The organism is Kitasatospora kazusensis, from assembly GCF_039529945.1.
In the GTDB taxonomy this organism is placed as follows: Bacteria; Actinomycetota; Actinomycetes; order Streptomycetales; family Streptomycetaceae; genus Kitasatospora; species Kitasatospora kazusensis.
Window position 1 is genome coordinate 27,563 of the sequence record NZ_BAAANT010000037.1, and the last position, 18,254, is coordinate 45,816.

Here is an 18,254-nt window from a genome sequence, read left to right on the forward strand (position 1 = left end):
TCATCCCCCCACCAGCGGCACGAGCTTCAGGAACGTGACCTCGGTGCCGAGCGCGAGCTCGACCTCCTCGGCCGGGTCGGTGACCTGGCGGTCCCCCACCAGGACGAGGAAGCCGTTGCCCGCGAAGGCCCCCATCGCCAGCTCGGTCTGCACCTCGGGGTCGATCCGGCGGGGGGTGCGCAGCGCGTACCCGTTCAGCACACGCTCGGCGTCCTGCGGCTGTACGAGCCCCTGGAACACCTGCGGTGTGCGCGCGTTGTACTCGGCGACCTCCTGGAACACCCGGCGCCGGATCAGCTCACGCACGGTGAGCCGCTCCTCGGCGATCTCCAGGCCCCACCCGTCGCTCCGGTCCCCCGAAGTCGTCTCGTCGACGAACGTCACTATTGCCATGCCGTGGACAGTACGGGCCGCCAGTGACAGTCCGGGCCGGGGGTGGCACGGTCGCCCCTCCGGGGCCGGGAGCCGGTCAGCGGACGCCGCGGATGCGGTGGACCAGGAGGCCCGCGAGGAGGGTGACCAGGGCCGTGGCGAGGTAGAGGCCGAAGTACCCGCCGCAGTCGGCGACGATCGGGGCGGCGACGGCGGGGGCGAGCACCTGGGGGGCGGAGTTGGCGATGTTGATGACGCCGAGGTCCTTGGCGCGGTCGCCGGCGGCGGGCAGGACCTGGGTGACCAGGGCCTGGTCGACGGCGAGGTAGACGCCGAAGCCCGCGCCGAGCACCGCCGCCGCCAGGACGGTGGCCGGCCAGGTGTGGAACAGGGCCAGCACGAGTGCGGCGGCCGCCATCACCACGCACGAGACGACGACCAGGGCGCGGCGGCGCCCGGTCCGGTCGGAGACCGCCCCGGCCGGGATCGCGGTGAGCAGCGCCGCCCCGGTGTAGACGGCGGTGAGGATCAGCACGCCGCTGTCGGGCGACGGGTAGTGCACGGCGTCGGTGAGGTAGTACAGCAGGTAGAGGGTGCCGATCGAGTTGCCGACGTTGATCAGGAAGCGGGTCAGCCAGGCCCAGCCGAAGTCGGGGTGGCGGCGCGGGCTGACCCAGTAGCCGGCCACCAGCGCGCGGAGGTCGAGCGGGGCCCGCAGCTCGCGCGGCAGCACGGGCTCGCGGAAGCAGAGGACGTACGGCAGCGCGAAGCCGACCACCAGCGCGGCGGTCAGCGCGTAGCCGGGCAGGATGCCGCTGACCGCCACGGTCACCAGCAGGGCGCCGACCACCAGTCCGAGCGACTGGCTGATCCCGGTCCAGCCGGAGACCACCGCGCGCTGGCCGACGGGCACCTGGTCGGCGACCGGCGCGGTGACCCCGGCGAGCATGATGTTCAGCCCTGCCTGGGCCACCGCCCACCCGGCGATCAGGCCGGCGAGGCCGTGCTGTCCGGCGGTGAGCAGCAGGCCGGCGGCCCCGAGCAGCGCTCCGGCCAGGATCCAGGGGCGCCGCCGCCCGAAGCGCGAGGTCGTCCGGTCCGAGAGGGCGCCGGCCAGCGGGTTGACCAGCATGGCGACGAGGGCTCCCACGCCCGTCACCCAGGAGAGCAGGCCGGCCTTGTGCGCGGCGTCGAGGCGTTCCAGCTGGAGTGGCAGCAGGATCTGGATGGGCGTGAAGAAGCCCATGAAGACGGCGAGCGAGGCGAGACTGAGCGAGGCCGTCCAGCGCGCGGTGACGCGGGTGGCGGGCTCGTCCAGGGCGGCGCGGTCCATGGCCCGTCCCCTTCGGCCGAACATGAGCCATCCTCATGTCCGGCCGAGTGTAGGGCCGGGCCGGAGCTACCGCCAGCCTCGGCGCGGCAGCGGACGGAATACGCGGGCGGGCGGATACGGCCGGCCCGCGCGGCTCAGCCCTCGCCCAGCGCCATCCACTTGTCCGGCTTCGCCAGGGGCGTGAACCCCGCTTTGGCGTAGACCTCGTGGGCGTCCGCGGTCGCCAGCAGGATGAACCGCAGGCCGTAGGGCGCGAGGTGGTCGCGGACGGCGGCGGCCAGCGCCGTGCCCAGACCCCTGCCGCGCGCGGCGGGGTCGATGTAGACGTCGCAGAGCCAGGCGAAGGTGGCCCCGTCGGTGACCACCCGGGCGTAGCCGGCCTGGGCGCCGGAGGCGCTCTCGTAGACACCGAAGTTGAGCGAACCGGCGATGGCCAGGTCCTGCTTCTCGCGGGCCCGGCCGAGCGCCCAGTAGGCGTCCTGCGACAGCCATCGGTGGACCAGTCCGGCATCGAGGCGCGCCGGGTCGGTGGAGATCTCGTAGCCCTGCGGGAGGTCACTGTTCATGCCCGGGATCCAAGCAGTCCGACCGGTCGGCGGACCAGCGGATATCCACCGGGGGCCGACCGGTCCGGCGCCGGATCCGGCCCTGCCGCCGCAGCGGCGGCGGAGGCGGGTCGCGCGGCGGCGGGTCCCTGGAAGCGCGGGGCGTCCCGTCCGGTGCTGTACTGACTCGTATGGCCAGTGGACACGGGCGCCGCCTCGGACGGCACGCCGAGCGGGCTGAGCAGGAGCGCCGGGCACAGGAGACCCGCACCCGGGTACGGGGGCTGATCGAGCTGACCGCGCACAACGACACGTACCGCAAGGGGCTGGTCGCCGCGGCCTCGGGGCTCAGCCCGCAGGAAGCGGCGATCATGGCCGACCTGGAGCGCCACGGCCTGCAGGTCCCGCAGCTGCACGACGTGCTGTGCGGCGGCCACGTCCTGGTCGACGACCAGCAGCTGTACGAGTCGTGGCGGTTCCCCGAGGTGAGCCACCAGCGGCTGTCCAGCCACCACCGCGACATCGACAAGTCGCGCTACCCGGACATCGGTATGCGCGGCCCGGTGGTGCGCGAGAAGCTGCACGGCCGCACCGCCAACGGCACCTGGCTGCAGTTGGAGAAGACCCCGGCCGCGTTCGGGAAGCGCAAGCTGCCGAGCCTGGACGACCTACGGCACCTGATGGACTACGTGGTGTACCGGATCACCCGCAGCAACGTCGGCCCGTGGGGTCTGTCCCGGGTCACCGAACGGCGTCCGATGTACCTCTCGCCCGCGATCACCGTCCCCACCGCGCTGACGTCGCCGGTGTCCCGGTCCCTGGTCGCGGCACTCCGGCGGATCGAGACCGACGACGACACCACTTCGGCCTCCGCGGACCTGGCCGCGCGGTTCCCCCCGCCCGAACGGGCCGACCCGTCGGACGAACTGGGCGGGACCCTGTCCGGCCGGGCCGGGCGCGGGCTCTTCGGCAACTCACAGGTCTGGATCAGCGAGGCGCCGCTGCCTCCCGCCGCCAAGGTCCTGTCCGCCCCGGGCGAGCAGCCGCCGCCGGGGACCCGCTGGATCGAGGAGGACCGGTGAGCGAAGCCGACGACCAGCGCCCGGAGGCGGGATCCGTCTCCGTCCCGGACGGACTGGTGGCCGCGGTGGTGGGCCTGGTCCAGACCGGAGCGGTACCGCTCGGCGCCTACACGACCGCCGAACTGACCGTCGTGGACGCGGTGGTGGACTTCCTGGAGGCCAGCCCCCCGGAGGAGGTGCTGGCCGAGGCGGTGCGCTCGCTCGCCGCGCGGCAACTCCTGGTACCCGGCGCCGGCGAGGACCGGATCCAGGTCCGGGGCGACCTCGGCATCGCCGTGGCCTTCCAGCGGCGGGCCCGGATGGTGCTGGACGCCCGGATCACCGGCGCGCAGTCCGGTGAGCCCTGGCGGACCCTCGTCCTGCCCCAACCGGAGCAGATCTGCCTGCTGGTGCGCATCGACGCGCTCGGGGTGCACGAGCTGTCGCTGCGCACCCTCGACGAGACCCTGCGGATCGTCACCGAATGGCTGCCGGACGGGCCCTGGGCCCCGCCCGACCCGGCGGTCGACGTCGACGCGGTACTCGCCGCGGCGGAACGCTCCGCGCTGCTGACCGCCATCCACTACACGGCGGTCGGCTCGGCGGAGATCGCCGGTGAGAGCACCGATCTCGTACTCGCCGACCGGAACGGCAGACTGCACGCCTTCGTCCGCGACCCGGCCGACCCCACCCGCCTCGTGGCGAGGCCCGGACGCGCCAGAAGCCCGCGCGACACCGTCGCCGCACTCCTCGGCCGGCCGCCGGCGGCCCGGGGCGAAGACCCTCGGTGACCGGACGGCTCACCGCCCGGGGACGAGGTGCTCCGGGCCGGGGCGCCTTCGGGCCGGTTCCGGGTGCCGGGCCGATGCCCGGGTCGTCGGCGACCGGCTTGACCGTCGGCCCCGGCAGCGAACCCCGGAGTTCGACCGCCCAGGTGTCCGCGACCGCCCTGAACTCCGCCCGGTAGCACCTCCTCACCGTCGGCACGGGACTTCTCCCCGCCCGGAACCGCCCGTCGGCCGTGATCCACGTGTCCCACCCCGACGGCACCGGTCGTGTGCCCGTGGCAGGGCCCGATCCGCCCCTCGGCCCCGATGGCTCGTCCTCGGCCGGACCCCCGCCGCGACGCCTCCCCGCGGTCGGTGCGACGGCCCACGAACGGCCGGTCTCCGGACTGCTTGCCTGCTCCAGGCCCTGAAACCCGTGTTCCTCATACGGAGGAGATCGGGCATTGACACCTCCGGCGACATGATCAATCATCAAGCCAGACGCTGGATCGGAACGGCAGTCAAGTCTTCTCCCTGTTCGGGCGGTCGACCGACGACTGCCCGGCCTGCCGGGAAACGAGCACGCGGTGGGTGAGATGGTGAAGACAGGCCCTGCCGGAAGTCCGCTCCACAAGGGGGCGCACGGAAGAGGGCGGCCGTAGTGCCCGCGTCGGCCGTACGCGGTCATCGCTCACCGCCGGACGCCGAGTCCGCCTGAACGGGGAACAGCCCCGGTGCCCCCCTTGCGGGAGCACCGCCGAGACACACCCGGTGCCCGCCGTCCGAGCGGCGCACCCGTCGAGCCGTCGTCATCCCTCGCGCCCGCCGCCGGGCCGGCGAGTCGTTTCCCCACGCCTCCCCAACTGTCCTCCGATCAGAGGAAAGAGCTGGCTTTGCCGACCATACGCACCTCTCCCGCAACGACGACCAGCAGCCACCGCGACGGGCCGGGCCAGGCCGCCGACGAGTCGGCCCCGGCCCGCCGGGACGAACCGCAGCCGCTCTCCTTCGCGCAGCAACGGCTGTGGACACTGGCGCAGTTGACCGGTGCCGGCGATGCCTACAACGAGTCGGTCGTCCACCGGCTGCGCGGGCCGCTGGACGGCGGGGTGCTGGCCCGGGCGCTCGATGCGATCGTCGCCCGGCACGAGGTGCTGCGGACCAGGCTGGTCGCCACCGGCGGCGAGGTGCACCAGTGGATCGACCGGCCGGACATCGGCTACCCGCTCCTGACGGACGATCTGACCGGCGTACCCGACCCCGAGGCGCGGCTGGCCGCGCTGCAACGCGCGGAGGCCACCGCGCCCTTCGACCTGGGCACCGGCCCGCTGGCCCGAGGCCGCCTGGTCACCCTGGCCCCGGACCACCACGCCCTGCTGCTCACGATGCACCACACCGTCTTCGACGGATCGTCCATGGACGTCATGATGCGCGAACTGACCGCGCTCTACTCGGCGTTCCTCCGTGGTGACGACGACCCCCTCCCGCCGCCGCCGCTCCAGTACGCCGACTACGCCCGCCGCCAGCGCGGGTGGATGGAGGGCGCGGAGCAGACCACGCAGGCGGAGTACTGGCAGCAGCAGCTGGCCGGCGTCCCGCCCCTGCTCGAACTGCCGACCGACCGGCCGCGCCCGCCCGAGCAGGACCACCGCGGCGGCCGGGTGGTGGTCAGCCTGGACGAGGAGCTGACGGCCGGCCTGCGGGCACTCGCCCGGCGGCACGGCGGCACCCTCTTCGTCGCCGCGCTGACCGGCTGGTCCCTGGTGCTGTCGCGGCTGGCCGGGGAGACCGACATCGTGGTCGGGGTGCCGACGGCGAACCGGCGCAGCCGCGATCTCGCCGGGCTGATCGGCTTCTTCGTCAACTCCCTGGCCGTGCGCGTCGACCTGAGCGGCGCGCCAACGGTCTCCACCGCGCTGGGCCGCACCCGCGCCGCCGTCCGTGGGGCGTTGGACCACCAGGACCTGCCGTTCGAGCGGGTGGTGGAGCTCGTCAACCCGCCGCGCAGCAACGCCCATCCGCCGCTGTTCCAGACCATGTTCGCCTGGCAGCCGTCGCGCAGCGGCCTGTTGGACCTGCCCGGCGTCGAGGCGGAGCCGCTCGACATACCCTTCGCCGCGGCCAAGTTCGACCTCGCGCTGTCACTGGCCGAGGAGGGCGGCCGCCTGGTCGGCCATCTCGACTACGCCACCGCCCTGTTCGACCATGGGACCGCCGAACGCTACGCGGGCTACCTGCGACGGGTGCTGGCCCTGATGGTGGCCGAGCCCGACGCGCAGGTGGCCGGGCTCGCGCTGATGGACCGGGACGAGCGCCACCGGCTGCTCACCGACTGGGACGCCACCCAGGGCGCCGCAGCCGTACCGCCGTCGGGACTCGGCGGCCTGGTCGAACGCTTCGAGGCACAGGTACGGACCCGCCCGGACGGACCGGCACTCGTCTGCGCCGACGGGCGGACCGGCTACGCCGCACTGGCGCGCCGCGCCAACCGGTTGGCGCACGCGCTGATCGCGCGCGGCATCGGCCCCGGCCAGGTGGTCGGCCTGCACGCCGGGCGGTCCACGGACCTGGTGGTCGGTGTCCTCGGCATCCTCAAGGCGGGTGCCGCCTTCCTCCCGCTCGATCCCGGCCAGCCCGTCGAACGGCTGGCCGCCATGGTGGCGGACGCCGTACCGGCCCTGGTACTGACCACCACCGACGCCGCCGGCGGTCCCGCCGGCGAGGGTTGGCAGGACCTGCGCACGGTCCAGGCGGAGGGCGCGCGTGACGACGCCCCCGCAGTCGCGGCCGGCCCGTCCGACCTGGCCTACGTGCTCTACACCTCGGGCTCCACCGGCCGCCCCAAGGGCGTCGCGGTGACGCACGGCAGTGTGCTCAACCTCTTCGACACCTGGCTCGACCGGTTCGGCGCGACCCCCGGTGAGGCGACCTCCGCCTGGTCCAGCATCGGCTTCGACGCGACGATCCACGAACTCCTGCTGCCGCTCACCACGGGCGCCGTGCTGCACGTCGTCCCCGACGAGCTGCGCGCCGACCCCGAGGCGCTGATGGAGTGGATGCGCCGGCACCGCATCGTGCAGGCGTTCCTGCCCCCGGCGTACGTCCGGTGGATCGACGAGGCGCCCGAGGAGCGCCTGGCCGGGCTCGCCCTGCGCCAGTTGCTGACCGGCGTGGAGTCCCTCCCGGAGACCGCGCTGCACCGCATGACGCAGGTGCTGCCCGGCCTGCGGATCTGCTACGGCTACGGGCCCACCGAGAGCACGCTCTACTGCACCTTCTACACCGACCCGCAGCCTCTCGACCGGCCCTGCCCGATCGGCCGGCCTCTCGGCAACACCCGCCTCTACCTGCTCGACGAACATCTCCGGCCCGTCCCCGCCGGGGTCACCGGCGAGCTCTGGACCGGCGGCGCCGGACTCGCCGCGGGCTACCTGAACAGGCCAGACCTGACGGAGATGCGGTTCCTCCCCGACCCCTTCGTCCCGGGCGGGCGGATCTACCGCACCGGCGACCTCGCCCGCCGACTGCCCGACGGCAACGCCGAGTTCATCGGCCGCCGGGACGACCAGGTCAAGCTGCGCGGCTTCCGGATCGAACCCCGTGAGGTGGAGGCGGCGCTGCTCGCCGTACCCGGTGTGCGCGAGGCGGCCGTGCTCGCCGACCGCGACGAGGCCGGCGAACTGCGCCTGGTGGCCGCCGTCGGCCGGGGCGACGCCACGCCTCGACGGCCGCACGAGTGGCGCGCGGCGCTGGCCGGGCGGCTGCCGGACTACATGATCCCCGCGCTCTTCCTCGAACTGCCCGCGCTCCCGCTGAGCCGCAGCGGCAAGCTGGACCGCGCCGAGGTGCTGCGGCAGGTCCGGACGGCCGCTCCGCAGCAGGTCAACACGGCCACCCCGCGCGACCACGTGGAGATGGCCCTCCACCGGATCTGGCAGCGCGTACTGCTGCACCCCGCGATCGGCATCAGCGACAACTTCTTCGAGCTCGGCGGCACTTCGATCTCCGCCATCAAGGTGGCGGCGGCCGTCCGCGAGGAGTTCGGCGACAGCCTGCCCATCCGTGACGTCATCGCGCACCCGACGATCGAGGCCCTGGCCGAGCGCCTGCGCACCGGCGCGGCCCGGCAGCGCGGCGGCAGCCTGATCGAGTTCAGGAAGGGCGACGGACGGAGCCGGGTGATCTGCGTCCACCCGGCCGGCGGCACCGCCTTCTGCTACCTGTCGCTCGCCGCCGCGCTGCCGGAGGAGATCGGCGTGTACGGCATCCAGTCGCCCGGCCTGGACCCGGGCGAGACGCCACTGCCCACCGTCGAGGCGATGGCGGACGCGTACCTGAAGCTGGTCGAGCCGCTGGAGGACGAGTCGCTGGTCCTGTGCGGGCTGTCCTACGGCGGGCTGGTCGCCCACGAGATGGGGCGGCTGCTGGCCGAGGTCGGGCACCCACGGTTCAGCGTGGTCCTGCTCGACACCCGAGGCACCGACGACCCGCAGGAGCGGGCCGCGATCACACCCGTCGAGGCGGCGGAGTTCCGCGAGAAGCTGGTCAGGTTCAACGGCATGTACCCGGGCATCGAGGACGAGCAGATCGACCGGTACTTCCGGATCTACAACCACAACCGGATGTCCGCCCGCGACTACCTCGTACCGCCGTCACCGGCCCGGCTGGTGTTCGTCCAGGCCTCCGGGGAGGACGAGGACGTGGAGCGGGAGGCCCGCGCGTTCTGGCAACGGCGGTGCGGCGACGGCCTGTCGGTGGAGCCGGTGGGCTGCGGCCACTGGGACATGCTGGAGAGCGACGCGGTGCCGCGGATCGCGGAGCTGATCGCGGCGGAGCTGGTGCCGGACCCTGCACCGGGCTTCTCCGGCCCGTCCGCCCGCACCACCGTGCGGGAGGCGTGATGCGTACCGACGTCAACCCCGGCCCCGAATCCGGTCCCGCACCTGTCACCGGCCTCGCCCAGGGCGTACAGGCCTGGGCCGTGCGGACCCCTCACGCGCTCGCGCTGACCGACGGCGACAAGCGGCTCGACTACGCCGCCCTGGACGCGGCGGGCGCGGCAGTGGCCGAAGCGCTGCGCAGCGGCGGAGTCCGGCCCGGCCAGGCGGTGGCCGTCCACCTGTCCCGCTCCTGGCAGCTGGTCTGCGCCGTGCTCGGCATCCTCCGGCTCGGCGCCAAGGTGGTGCCGCTCGACGCGCAGAGCCCGCCGGAGCGCCGCCGTCACATCCTGGCCGACTCCGCCGCCGTGGCGCTGGTCCACGGGGATACCGTGCCCGGGGACCTGCCCGACGGCGTACGCGCGCTCCCGGTGGCCGGCCTCCTCGCGCACCGGGCCGCTCCCGAGGCCCCGTTCGCCGGGTCGCCGGTCTCCTTCCTCTTCTACACCTCCGGAACCACCGGTCTCCCCAAGGGAGTCGAGGTGACGGAGCGCGGCGTGCTGCGGCTGGCCCGTCCGGGGTACATCGAGCTGCCGCAGGGTGCGCGCTACTCCTGCATGTCCAATCCCGCCTTCGACGCGCTGAACTTCGAGATGTGGGCGCCGCTGCTGACCGGCGGCTGCTGCGTGATCCTGGCCGACGCGGACGTCCAGACCCCGGAGCGGCTGGCGGCGGCGGTGCTGCGGATGCGGATCGACACCCTCTTCGTCACCGTGGCGCTCTTCAACGCCGTGGTGGACGCCGTCCCCGACTGCTTCGCCGGTGTGGGGCAGGTGCTGGTGGGCGGCGAGCAGCTCAACGCCCGGCTGATCCGGCGCTGGTACCGCCACAACGCGGACAGCGGCACCCGGCTGCACAACGTCTACGGCCCGACCGAGACCGCCACCTTCGCGCTCTGCCACCCCGTCCCCCGGGACTTCGACGCGGACGTCGTCCCGATCGGGCGCCCGCTGCCCGGCACCCGGGCGGTCCTGGTCGTCCCGGGTACCGCCCGGGAGGCCGCGCCCGGCGAGGTCGCCGAACTCCACCTGGCCGGGCCCGGCTTGGCGGCCGGCTACCGCAACCTGCCCGAGGAGACCGGACGGCGCTTCGTCCGGCTGCCCTGGTACGACGACGGCCGCGACCTCCACTACCGGACGGGCGACCTGGTGCGCGCCGACGCCGACGGCGTGGTGGAGTACGTCGGACGCGCCGACCGCCAGGTGAAGGTGCGCGGCTTCCGGATCGAACCGGGCGAGCTGGAACGGCAGATCGTCAAGCACCCGGCCGTGCGGCAGGCATACGTCTGTACCCGCCGCGACGGCGGGTACGGCCCGAACGAGCTGCTCGCCTACCTGGTGCCCGACGGCGAGCTGACCTTCGAGGAGTTCGACCGGCACCTGGCGGCCGGCCTGCCCGCCTACATGCGGCCTCACCACCTCTACCTCCTCGACGCGCTGCCGCTGAACGCCAACGGCAAGGTCGACCAGGCCGCCCTGCTGGCCCGCGACGGACAGCCCTGGCGACGGACGAACGGCTCCGGCCCCGTCGCCACCGCCTGGCAGCGCGAGGTGCTGGAGCTGGTGGCCGAGGTGCTGGGGACACCCGGCCCCAGGCTCGACGACAGCTGGACCACCGTCGGCGGCGACTCGCTGAAGGCGCTGCGGCTGCGCTTCGAGGTCAGGCGCCGCTGGGGCTGCGACCTGCCGCAGTCCGCCGTCCTGCGCGGGGACTTCGCCGCGCTCGCCGAGGCCGTCTCCGCCGCCCGCGCCGCCGGAAGCGCGCACTACCCCGTGCCGTCCGGACCGACCGGGGCCCGGACCGCCCCGGCCACCAGCGAGCAGCAGCGGCTGTGGCTCTTCCAGCAGCGCTCACCGCGCTCCCGCGCCTACGACGTGACCACCGCCGTACGGATCGACGGCCCGGTCGACCCGGCGTTCCTGCGGCGGTCACTGCACCGGCTCGTGGAGCGGCACCCGGCGCTGCGTACCGGGTTCGAGGCGACGCCCGAGGGGCTGCGCCAGGTGGTGGGCGAGCCGTACGACCCCTGGACCGACCCCGGTACCGCCACGCCCGAAGATGAGAGCGGCCAACGGGCCTTCGCCGAGGAGTTCTTCGCCCACCCCTTCGACCTGTCCCGGCCCCGGATGCTCCGCGCCTGCTGGCTGCCGCAGGACGGGGGCGGCGTCCTGCTGCTCCATCTGCACCACATCGCCGTCGACGGCTGGTCGCTCAACGTGCTCTTCCGCGACCTGTCCGCCGGGTACCAGCAGCACCAGCCGCACCAGGAGCGGCCCGCGCTCACTCCGCTGGACTTCGCCCACTGGCAGGCCGAATGGTCCGCCCACCCGGGCTACCTCGCCCAGCGCGCCGAACTGCGCGACCACTACGCCGGATCGGAGCGGACCGCCGAGCCGCTGCAGCCGGGCCACGCCCGCCCGTACTCCGAGGGACGGTTGCTGCACACCGCCCTGGACGTCGTGCGCCGGGCCCACGTCGACCGGCTCTGCTCCGAACTCGGGCTGACCCGCTTCCAGTTGCTGCTGGGCGTGTTCGCCTGGAGTCTGTACGCCGTGACCGGCCGGACCGGCCTGCGGGTGGCCACTCCGGTGGCCAACCGGCCGGTGCAGGAGTTCGAGGCGGGCGTCGGCATGTTCGCCAACACCGTGCTGCTGCCGCTGGCCGTCACGCCCGGCGAGGAACTGCGCGGCCAACTGCGGCGCCTGGGCGCCGGGGTGCGCGAGGTGCTGGACCGGCAGGACGTCACGCTCTCCGACGTGCTGGCCGACCTCGGGCCGGCGGCGGGGCAGCCGCCGTTCGACGTCCTCTTCGTCCAGGAGAACACCGACTTCGCGGCGCTGGCCCTGCCGTCCTGCACGGCCCGCCCGCTGTGGTGGGCACCGGCCGAGGCCAAGTGCCCCATGACCCTGTTCGTGGTCGAGCACGCCGGTGACCTGGACCTCGTCTGGGAGTACGCCGCCGACCACTTCGAGGCCGAACAGGTCGAGGCGATGGCCGGGCTGCTCCGGCGCGGCCTCGATCTGCTCGCCGCCGACGAGTCCGTCACCGTGGCCGAGTTGGCCGCGCCCTACCGTGCCGCCCTCCCCCGGCACGGCGACGGCCCGACGGCGGAGCTGACGTACCGGACCGTGGCCGAGGGCTTCGCCCGGCAGGCCGCCCGGACCCCGGCGGCGACCGCCCTCGACGACGGTCTCCGCACGCTGAGCTACGCCGAGCTCGACGCCCACGCGGCCGCGCTCGCCGCCGACCTGCGGTCGGCGTACCCGGTGGAGGCGGGGGACGAGCGCCCGCGCCGCGTCGCGCTGTACTTCGAACCGTGTGTCGAGCACGTGGTGGCGCTGCTGGCACTGGCCCGGCTCAACCTGACGATCGTGCCGCTCGACCCGTCCTACCCGCCGCACCTGCTGCGGCTGGTGCTGGAACAGGCGGAGCCGCTGTGCGTCCTGCTACCGCCGGGCGGGGAAGCCGCGTTCGACGCCGTCGACCCGGGCGGCGTGGTCCGCCACCCCGTCGCACTGGCCCCGGTCGCCGTACCCGCGCCCGCCCTCCCTCCGCACGACGGCACCCGGCCGCTCTACACCCTCTTCACCTCGGGCTCCACCGGCACTCCCAAGGGCGTCCAGGTGTCGGACCGGACCCTGTGCAACCTGCTCCAGTGGCAGGCGGAGGCGGGAGGCCTCGGCGCACCTGCCGTGACCCAGCAGTTCTCCATGCTCTCCTTCGACGTCTCCTTCCAGGAGATCTTCGGCACGCTCTGCGGCGGCGGCCGCCTGCACCTGGTGCGGCCCGGCTGGCGGCAGGACGGGCCGGCCCTGCTGGCGCAGCTGGAGTCGGCGGGGGTGGAGCGCGTCTTCATGCCCTACGTGGCCCTGCAACTCCTCGCCGAGCACGCCGTCCACCTCGGCCGCTACCCCGCCAGGTTGCGCGAAGTAGTCACCGCAGGCGAGCAGTTGGTGTGCACCGAGGCCATCCGCCGCTGGTTCGCCGGTCTTCCGGGAGCCCGGCTGTTCAACCACTACGGCCCGACCGAGACGCACGTGGTGAGCAGCCTGTGCCTCGAAGGCGACCCCGCCCACTGGCCGGACCGCCCCGCCATCGGCCGACCGGTGGCCGGCGCCGTGCTGCGCGTGGTGGACGAGGCCGGCCAGGCCGTCCCGGCCGGCTGCCCCGGCGACCTGCTCATCGGTGGCACGATGGCCGAGCGCTGCTACCTGGGCGAGGGCGGACCGAACGCGGAACGCTTCGTCGAACTGCCGGGCCTGGGCCTGTTCTACCGCAGCGGCGACCGGGCCCACTTCGACCGGCAGGGCCTGCTGCACTACCTGGGCCGCGACGACCAGCAGATCAAACTCAGCGGTCACCGGCTGGAGTTGGGCTCGATCGAGGTGGCCCTGCTGCGGCACCCGGAGATCGTCAACGCCGTGGTGGCCCGCGACGGCCGGCTGCTGGTGGCCTGCTTCCAGTCCCGCGACCGGACCCCCACGGTCGAGGAACTCACCGCTCACCTGGCCGCGCTGCTGCCCGCCTACGTGCGGATCGACCGCTTCCGGCGACTCGACACCCTGCCCCGCACCCCCAGCGGCAAGCTCGACCGCACGAGAGTACTGCACGCCGTCGGCGAGGAGCTGCGCGGACACTCCGGCGCCGCACCCGCGCTGTCGGAGCTCGAAGCCCGGCTGGCCGAGGCGTTCGAGACGGTGACCGGCGCGGCCATCGCGCCCGACCGGTCGTTCTTCGACGCCGGTGCGTCCAGCCTCACGCTGATGCGCTACCACCTGCGCTGCACCACCGAGTTGGGCCTGGTCTTCACCGTCGCCGACCTGTTCGAACACGTCACCGTACGGAGGCTGGCCCGGTTCCTCGACGGGCCCGGGCGGTCGGCCGGCAGCAGCACGAGCCCCCGGGCCGAGGCCGTGGCGCAGGACGAACCGATCGCGGTGATCGGCATGGCCGTGCGCCTGCCCGGCGCCCCGGACCTGGCCGCCTTCTGGGAGATGGTGACCACCGGCGGCCGGGGCATCGCACACTTCGACGCGGCGGACGGCCTGGTCGGGGCGCGCAGCCAGCTGGACGGGCCGCTGGAGTTCGACCCCGGTCACTTCGGCATCAGCCGCTACGACGCCCGGCTGATGGACCCCCAGCAGCGCCATCTGCTGATGGCCTGCACGCAGGCGCTGGCCCACGCCGGAATCGGCGATCCTTCGTCCGGGCCGCGAGTCGGCCTGATCGCCGGGGCGGGCGAGAACACGTACTTCCAGGCCATGCTGCGTGAGGCGGACCCCGAGTGGCTGCCCGACGGCTTCCGGATGGCCCTGCACCACGAGAAGGACTTCCTGGCGACCAAGGCCGCCTACCACCTCGGGCTGACCGGTCCGGCCTTCACCGCCCAGGCGGCCTGCGCGAGTTCGCTGGTCGCCGTCCATCTCGCCGCGAGTCTGCTCCGCCAGGGCGACGCCGAGGTGATGCTGGCCGGCGGTGTGCTCGTCGACCCGTCGCTGACCGGTGGCTACCGCTACCAGCCCCAGCACATCTTCTCCGTGGACGGCCACTGCCGGCCCTTCAGCGAGGACGCGAGCGGCACGATCGGCGCCAGCGGCGTCGGCGTGGTGGTGCTCAAACCGCTGCGGCTCGCCCGGCGCGACGGCGACACCGTGTACGCGGTCGTCACCGGCTCCGCGCTGAACAACGACGGCTCCGACAAGCTCAGTTACAGCGCACCCTCGCTCGCCGGCCAACGCGGGGTGATCCGCGCCGCCCTGCGCCGCAGCGGGCACACCGGCGCGGACCTCGGCTACGTCGAGGCCCACGGCACCGGCACCCGCCTGGGCGACCCGGTGGAGGTCGACGCGCTACGGCAGGCGTTCGGCGTCGCCGAGTCCGGCCGCTGCGCGCTGACCTCGGTCAAGAGCCAGATCGGCCACCTGGGCGCCGCCGCCGGAGTCGTCGGCCTGATCCGCGCCGCCCTGAGCGTCCACCACGGCCTCATTCCGCCCAACGTCGACTTCCGGGCCCTCAACCCGCACATAGCCGCCGACCCGACCCCCTTCTACATCCCGACAACCGCCCGCAGCTGGCCCGACGACCGGCCCCGGGTGGCGGCCGTCAGCAGTTTCGGCATCGGCGGCACCAACGCCCACGTGGTGCTGGAGGCCGTCCCGGTGTCCCCCCGGACGGCGGCAGCCCCGGACGGCTGCCTCGTCCTGTCCGGCAGCAGTGCGGCCGCCCTGCGGATGGACGCCGCACGGATCGCCGACTACCTGGCCGCCCGCCCCGAGGCCTACGGCGAGGTGCTGCGGCACCTGCAGGCCGGCCGCCCGGCCCGGCCGTGGCGCCTGGCGGCGGTCTGCCCCGACGTGTCGGCCGCGGTGGCGTGGCTGCGCACGGCCGTACCGGCCGCGCCGACGGACCGGGACGCGACGCCCCTGGCGGCAGCGGGCCGGTCGGCTCCGGAGTTGGCCGAGGCCTGGACGGACGGGTACGCCGTCGACTGGCCGCAGGGCCCGGCGCAGGCGCCGTGGGACTTCCCCCCGCCGGCCTTCGAACTGGCGGAGTACGACTTCGCGCGTGCCACGGCCACCCCGGACGGCCCCGCCCCCGAGGGCCCGCAGCGGCTCGCGGAGAGCGACTGGCTCAGCCAGCCGCACTGGGTGCGGCTGCGCCGCGCGAACACCGCGGGCGGCGCCCGCGGATCCGCCGTGCTGGTGGTGGTCACGGACGGCCCGGCGCCCGCTGCGGCGATCCGGGCGTTCGAGGCGGCGTACACCCGGGTCCTGCGGGTGAGCGCGGCCGACGCCTTCGCCCGGCACGGGGACGACGTCTTCGAGGTCGACCCGACCGACCCCGATGCGCTGCGCCGACTGCTCGACACGGTGACCGCAGAGGCCGCAGGGCAGGAGGTCGACTGGCTGCACGCACTGCCCCTGGGGGTCGCCGGCCCGGTCGGCCGACGCTCCGTGCAGCAGGCCCACTGGGCGTGCGTCGACGCGCCCGCCGCCCTCGTCCAGGCACTGGCCGGGACCTCCGGTGCGACCCGACCCCGCGTGTGGTGGCTGTCGTACGCGGCGCGGTCCGTCGAAGGAGCCGTGGAACGACCGGAGTTGGGGCTGCTCGCCGGGATCACCGAGGTCGCTCCGCAGGAGACCGCCGTGGACGGCCGCTGGGTGGATCTGCCCAGCGCCGCCCTGGCCGACTGGGCGGCACCACTGGCCGCCCTGCTCGGCGGGGGGCACGGCGCGACCACCGGACTCGCCGGACAGCTGGCCCTGCGGCAGGGCTACTGGTGGCGGCAGGTCGTCTCACCGGTGGCCGTGGACGAGGCCGTTGCCCCGGCGGTCCCGCGGGGCGACGGCGTCCACCTGGTACTGGGCGGCACCGGCGGCATCGGCGCGAGTGTCGCGGCCTGGCTGCTGGAGCAGACCGGGGGCCGGGTGCTGCTGCTGGCCAGACGGCCCGCGCTGCCTGCTCAACTAGCGCCCTGGGCCGACCGGGTGGACCTGATCGAGGGGGACCTCGCCCAGGACTCCGGAGTGGAGGAGATCCTGCGGCGGGTGGGCGGCCGGACGGCGCGGCTCGACAGCGTGGTCCACGCGGCGGGCATCGGATCGGGCGGCCTGATCGCCCGGCGCGACGCTTCGGCGACCGGCCAGGCGGCCAAGCTGGGCGGCGCCCTGCTGGTCGAGCGGCTGATCGAACGGTACGCGCCGGCGCTCGCGGTCTACTGCTCCTCCATGTCCGCCCTGCTGGGCGGCGTCGGCCAGCTCGACTACGCCGCCGCCAACGGCCTGCTCGACGGTTTCGCCCACCACCGCCCCGGCGGCGCCGGGACGGACCCGCAGGCCACCGCGCGGATCGGCATCGACTGGGACGTGTGGCGGGAGACGGGTATGGCGCTGCGCGTGCCGGCCACGGACGCCCGGCACCAGGCCCATCTGGCGACCGGCCTGACGGTCGAGGAGGGCAAGCGGGTGTTCGCCCGGGCCGTGGCGCTGCAGCTGCCCCAACTCCTCGTCTCCGCCACGGAGATCGAGGAGTCCCGGGTCTTCTACACCGCACCCCTCCCCACTCCGGCCGCTACCGGTTCCGGTTCCGGTTCCGGTTCCGGTTCCGGTTCCGGTTCCGGTTCCGAGCGGGATCTCTCCCCCGCCGCCCTCCTCACCGACCGGCTCTGCGAGTGGCTGGGCGTCGAACACATCGATCCGGACGAGGCCCTGTACGACCTGGGAGCCGACTCGCTGACCATGCTCGACCTGATCGGCTCGGTCAAGCAGCACTTCGGCGTCGAACTCGAACTGTCCCGGCTGAGCCACCAGGTCTGCGTCAACGAGATCCTGGCCCGGCTCGCCGAGGCCGCCCCGAGCGAGACAGGCGACACGGGCGACACGGGCGGGGCGGACGAGGTGACGGTGGAGGTCTGGCAGCAGGGCACCGGGCGCGACGTGCTGTGCCTGGTGCACCCGGTCGGTGGCGACATCCAGGCCTACCGGTCCCTGGTGTCCGCGATCGACCGGCGGCTGACCGTCTGCCTGATAGCCGACCCCGCCCTGCGCCGGACCGGCCCGCACCGGGCCGCCCCGCCCGGGTGGCCGCTGGCCGAGCGCGCGCGCCGCTACTACGAGGCACTGCGCGGACACCTGGCCGAAGGCACGCAGCGCCTGTACCTGGCGGGCTGGTCGTTCGGCGCCTGGACGGCGATGGGCATGGCTGCCGAGGCGGAGGCCTCCGGCCGGCCGGCGCAGGGGCTCTATCTGCTCGACCCGCCGGCGCCCGGCTCGGGGGCGTTGTTCCAGGGCTACGACGAAGCACAGCTCGAAGCCGTGTTCGCCCATGAACTCGGCGACACCGGCGCGGTGTTCACCGAGGAGGCGAAGGCCTACGCCGAACGGCTCGCGCAGTGCTGCCGGGCCAACCTGGCGAGCATGGCCGGCCATGAGCTGCCGCGGCCGTCCACCACGCCGGGCCGGTTGTGGCTCGCGGAGCAGCCGGTGGAGGGCCTGCCCCGCCAGGGCACGACGGACGAGCAACTGAGGTCGTGGGAGCCGTACTTCCCGGCTCCGGGGAGCCGGCACCGGCTCGCCACCACCCACTACGGCATCGTCCGGCCGCCGTACGTGCACGCGGTGACGGACGCGATCAACGCGGCCCTGGACGCGGCACCCGATCCCGCATGACACCAAGGCCCTCCGTCCGCCCCCGCCCCCGCCCGGCCGTCACCGGCCGCCCCACTCTCGGAGACGAACTGC

7 protein-coding genes are annotated in these 18,254 nt (G+C 74.2%); 4 read left to right on the forward strand and 3 right to left on the reverse strand.

Annotated elements, in window-relative coordinates:
- From ABD330_RS25215 to ABD330_RS25225, 3 genes are all read right to left on the reverse strand, one after another.
- On the reverse strand, positions 1-393 hold the full coding sequence (locus ABD330_RS25215) for a hypothetical protein (protein WP_344468273.1): 393 nt from the start codon (positions 391-393) through the stop codon (positions 1-3).
- A gap of 76 nt (positions 394-469) precedes the next feature.
- A complete protein-coding gene (locus tag ABD330_RS25220; RefSeq protein WP_344468274.1) occupies positions 470-1,705 on the reverse strand; it encodes an MFS transporter in 1,236 nt (411 codons plus the stop codon).
- 134 nt (positions 1,706-1,839) lie between these two features.
- Positions 1,840-2,271 (reverse strand): GNAT family N-acetyltransferase, encoded by a 432-nt coding sequence (locus ABD330_RS25225; RefSeq protein WP_344468275.1) that lies wholly within the window; start codon positions 2,269-2,271, stop codon positions 1,840-1,842.
- Positions 2,272-2,441: 170 nt separating this feature from the next.
- Between ABD330_RS25225 and ABD330_RS25230 the strand changes: the two genes are divergently transcribed.
- The 4 genes from ABD330_RS25230 (at position 2,442) to ABD330_RS25245 (ending at position 18,182) form a co-directional block, all read left to right on the forward strand.
- Positions 2,442-3,332, forward strand: a complete 891-nt coding sequence (locus ABD330_RS25230) for a hypothetical protein (protein ID WP_344468276.1) — start codon at positions 2,442-2,444, stop codon at positions 3,330-3,332.
- On the forward strand, positions 3,329-4,102 hold the full coding sequence (locus ABD330_RS25235; protein WP_344468277.1) for a hypothetical protein: 774 nt from the start codon (positions 3,329-3,331) through the stop codon (positions 4,100-4,102). The genes ABD330_RS25230 and ABD330_RS25235 overlap by 4 nt, the downstream gene beginning before the upstream one ends.
- An 869-nt stretch (positions 4,103-4,971) precedes the next feature.
- Positions 4,972-8,979, forward strand: a complete 4,008-nt coding sequence (locus ABD330_RS25240) for a non-ribosomal peptide synthetase (RefSeq protein WP_344468278.1) — start codon at positions 4,972-4,974, stop codon at positions 8,977-8,979.
- Positions 8,979-18,182, forward strand: coding sequence for an amino acid adenylation domain-containing protein (locus ABD330_RS25245; protein ID WP_344468279.1), 9,204 nt, complete (start codon positions 8,979-8,981; stop codon positions 18,180-18,182). The genes ABD330_RS25240 and ABD330_RS25245 overlap by 1 nt, the downstream gene beginning before the upstream one ends.
- Positions 18,183-18,254: the final 72 nt, after the last annotated feature.

What these genes read in the sequence shown, in the direction of transcription:
- ABD330_RS25215 (WP_344468273.1), bottom strand. Translation starts at nt 393, where the DNA reads ATGGCAATAGTGACGTTCGTCGACGAGACGACTTCGGGGGACCGGAGC.
- ABD330_RS25245 (WP_344468279.1), top strand. Translation starts at nt 8,979, where the DNA reads ATGCGTACCGACGTCAACCCCGGCCCCGAATCCGGTCCCGCACCTGTC.
- ABD330_RS25225 (WP_344468275.1), bottom strand. Translation starts at nt 2,271, where the DNA reads ATGAACAGTGACCTCCCGCAGGGCTACGAGATCTCCACCGACCCGGCG.
- ABD330_RS25230 (WP_344468276.1), top strand. Translation starts at nt 2,442, where the DNA reads ATGGCCAGTGGACACGGGCGCCGCCTCGGACGGCACGCCGAGCGGGCT.
- ABD330_RS25220 (WP_344468274.1), bottom strand. Translation starts at nt 1,705, where the DNA reads ATGGACCGCGCCGCCCTGGACGAGCCCGCCACCCGCGTCACCGCGCGC.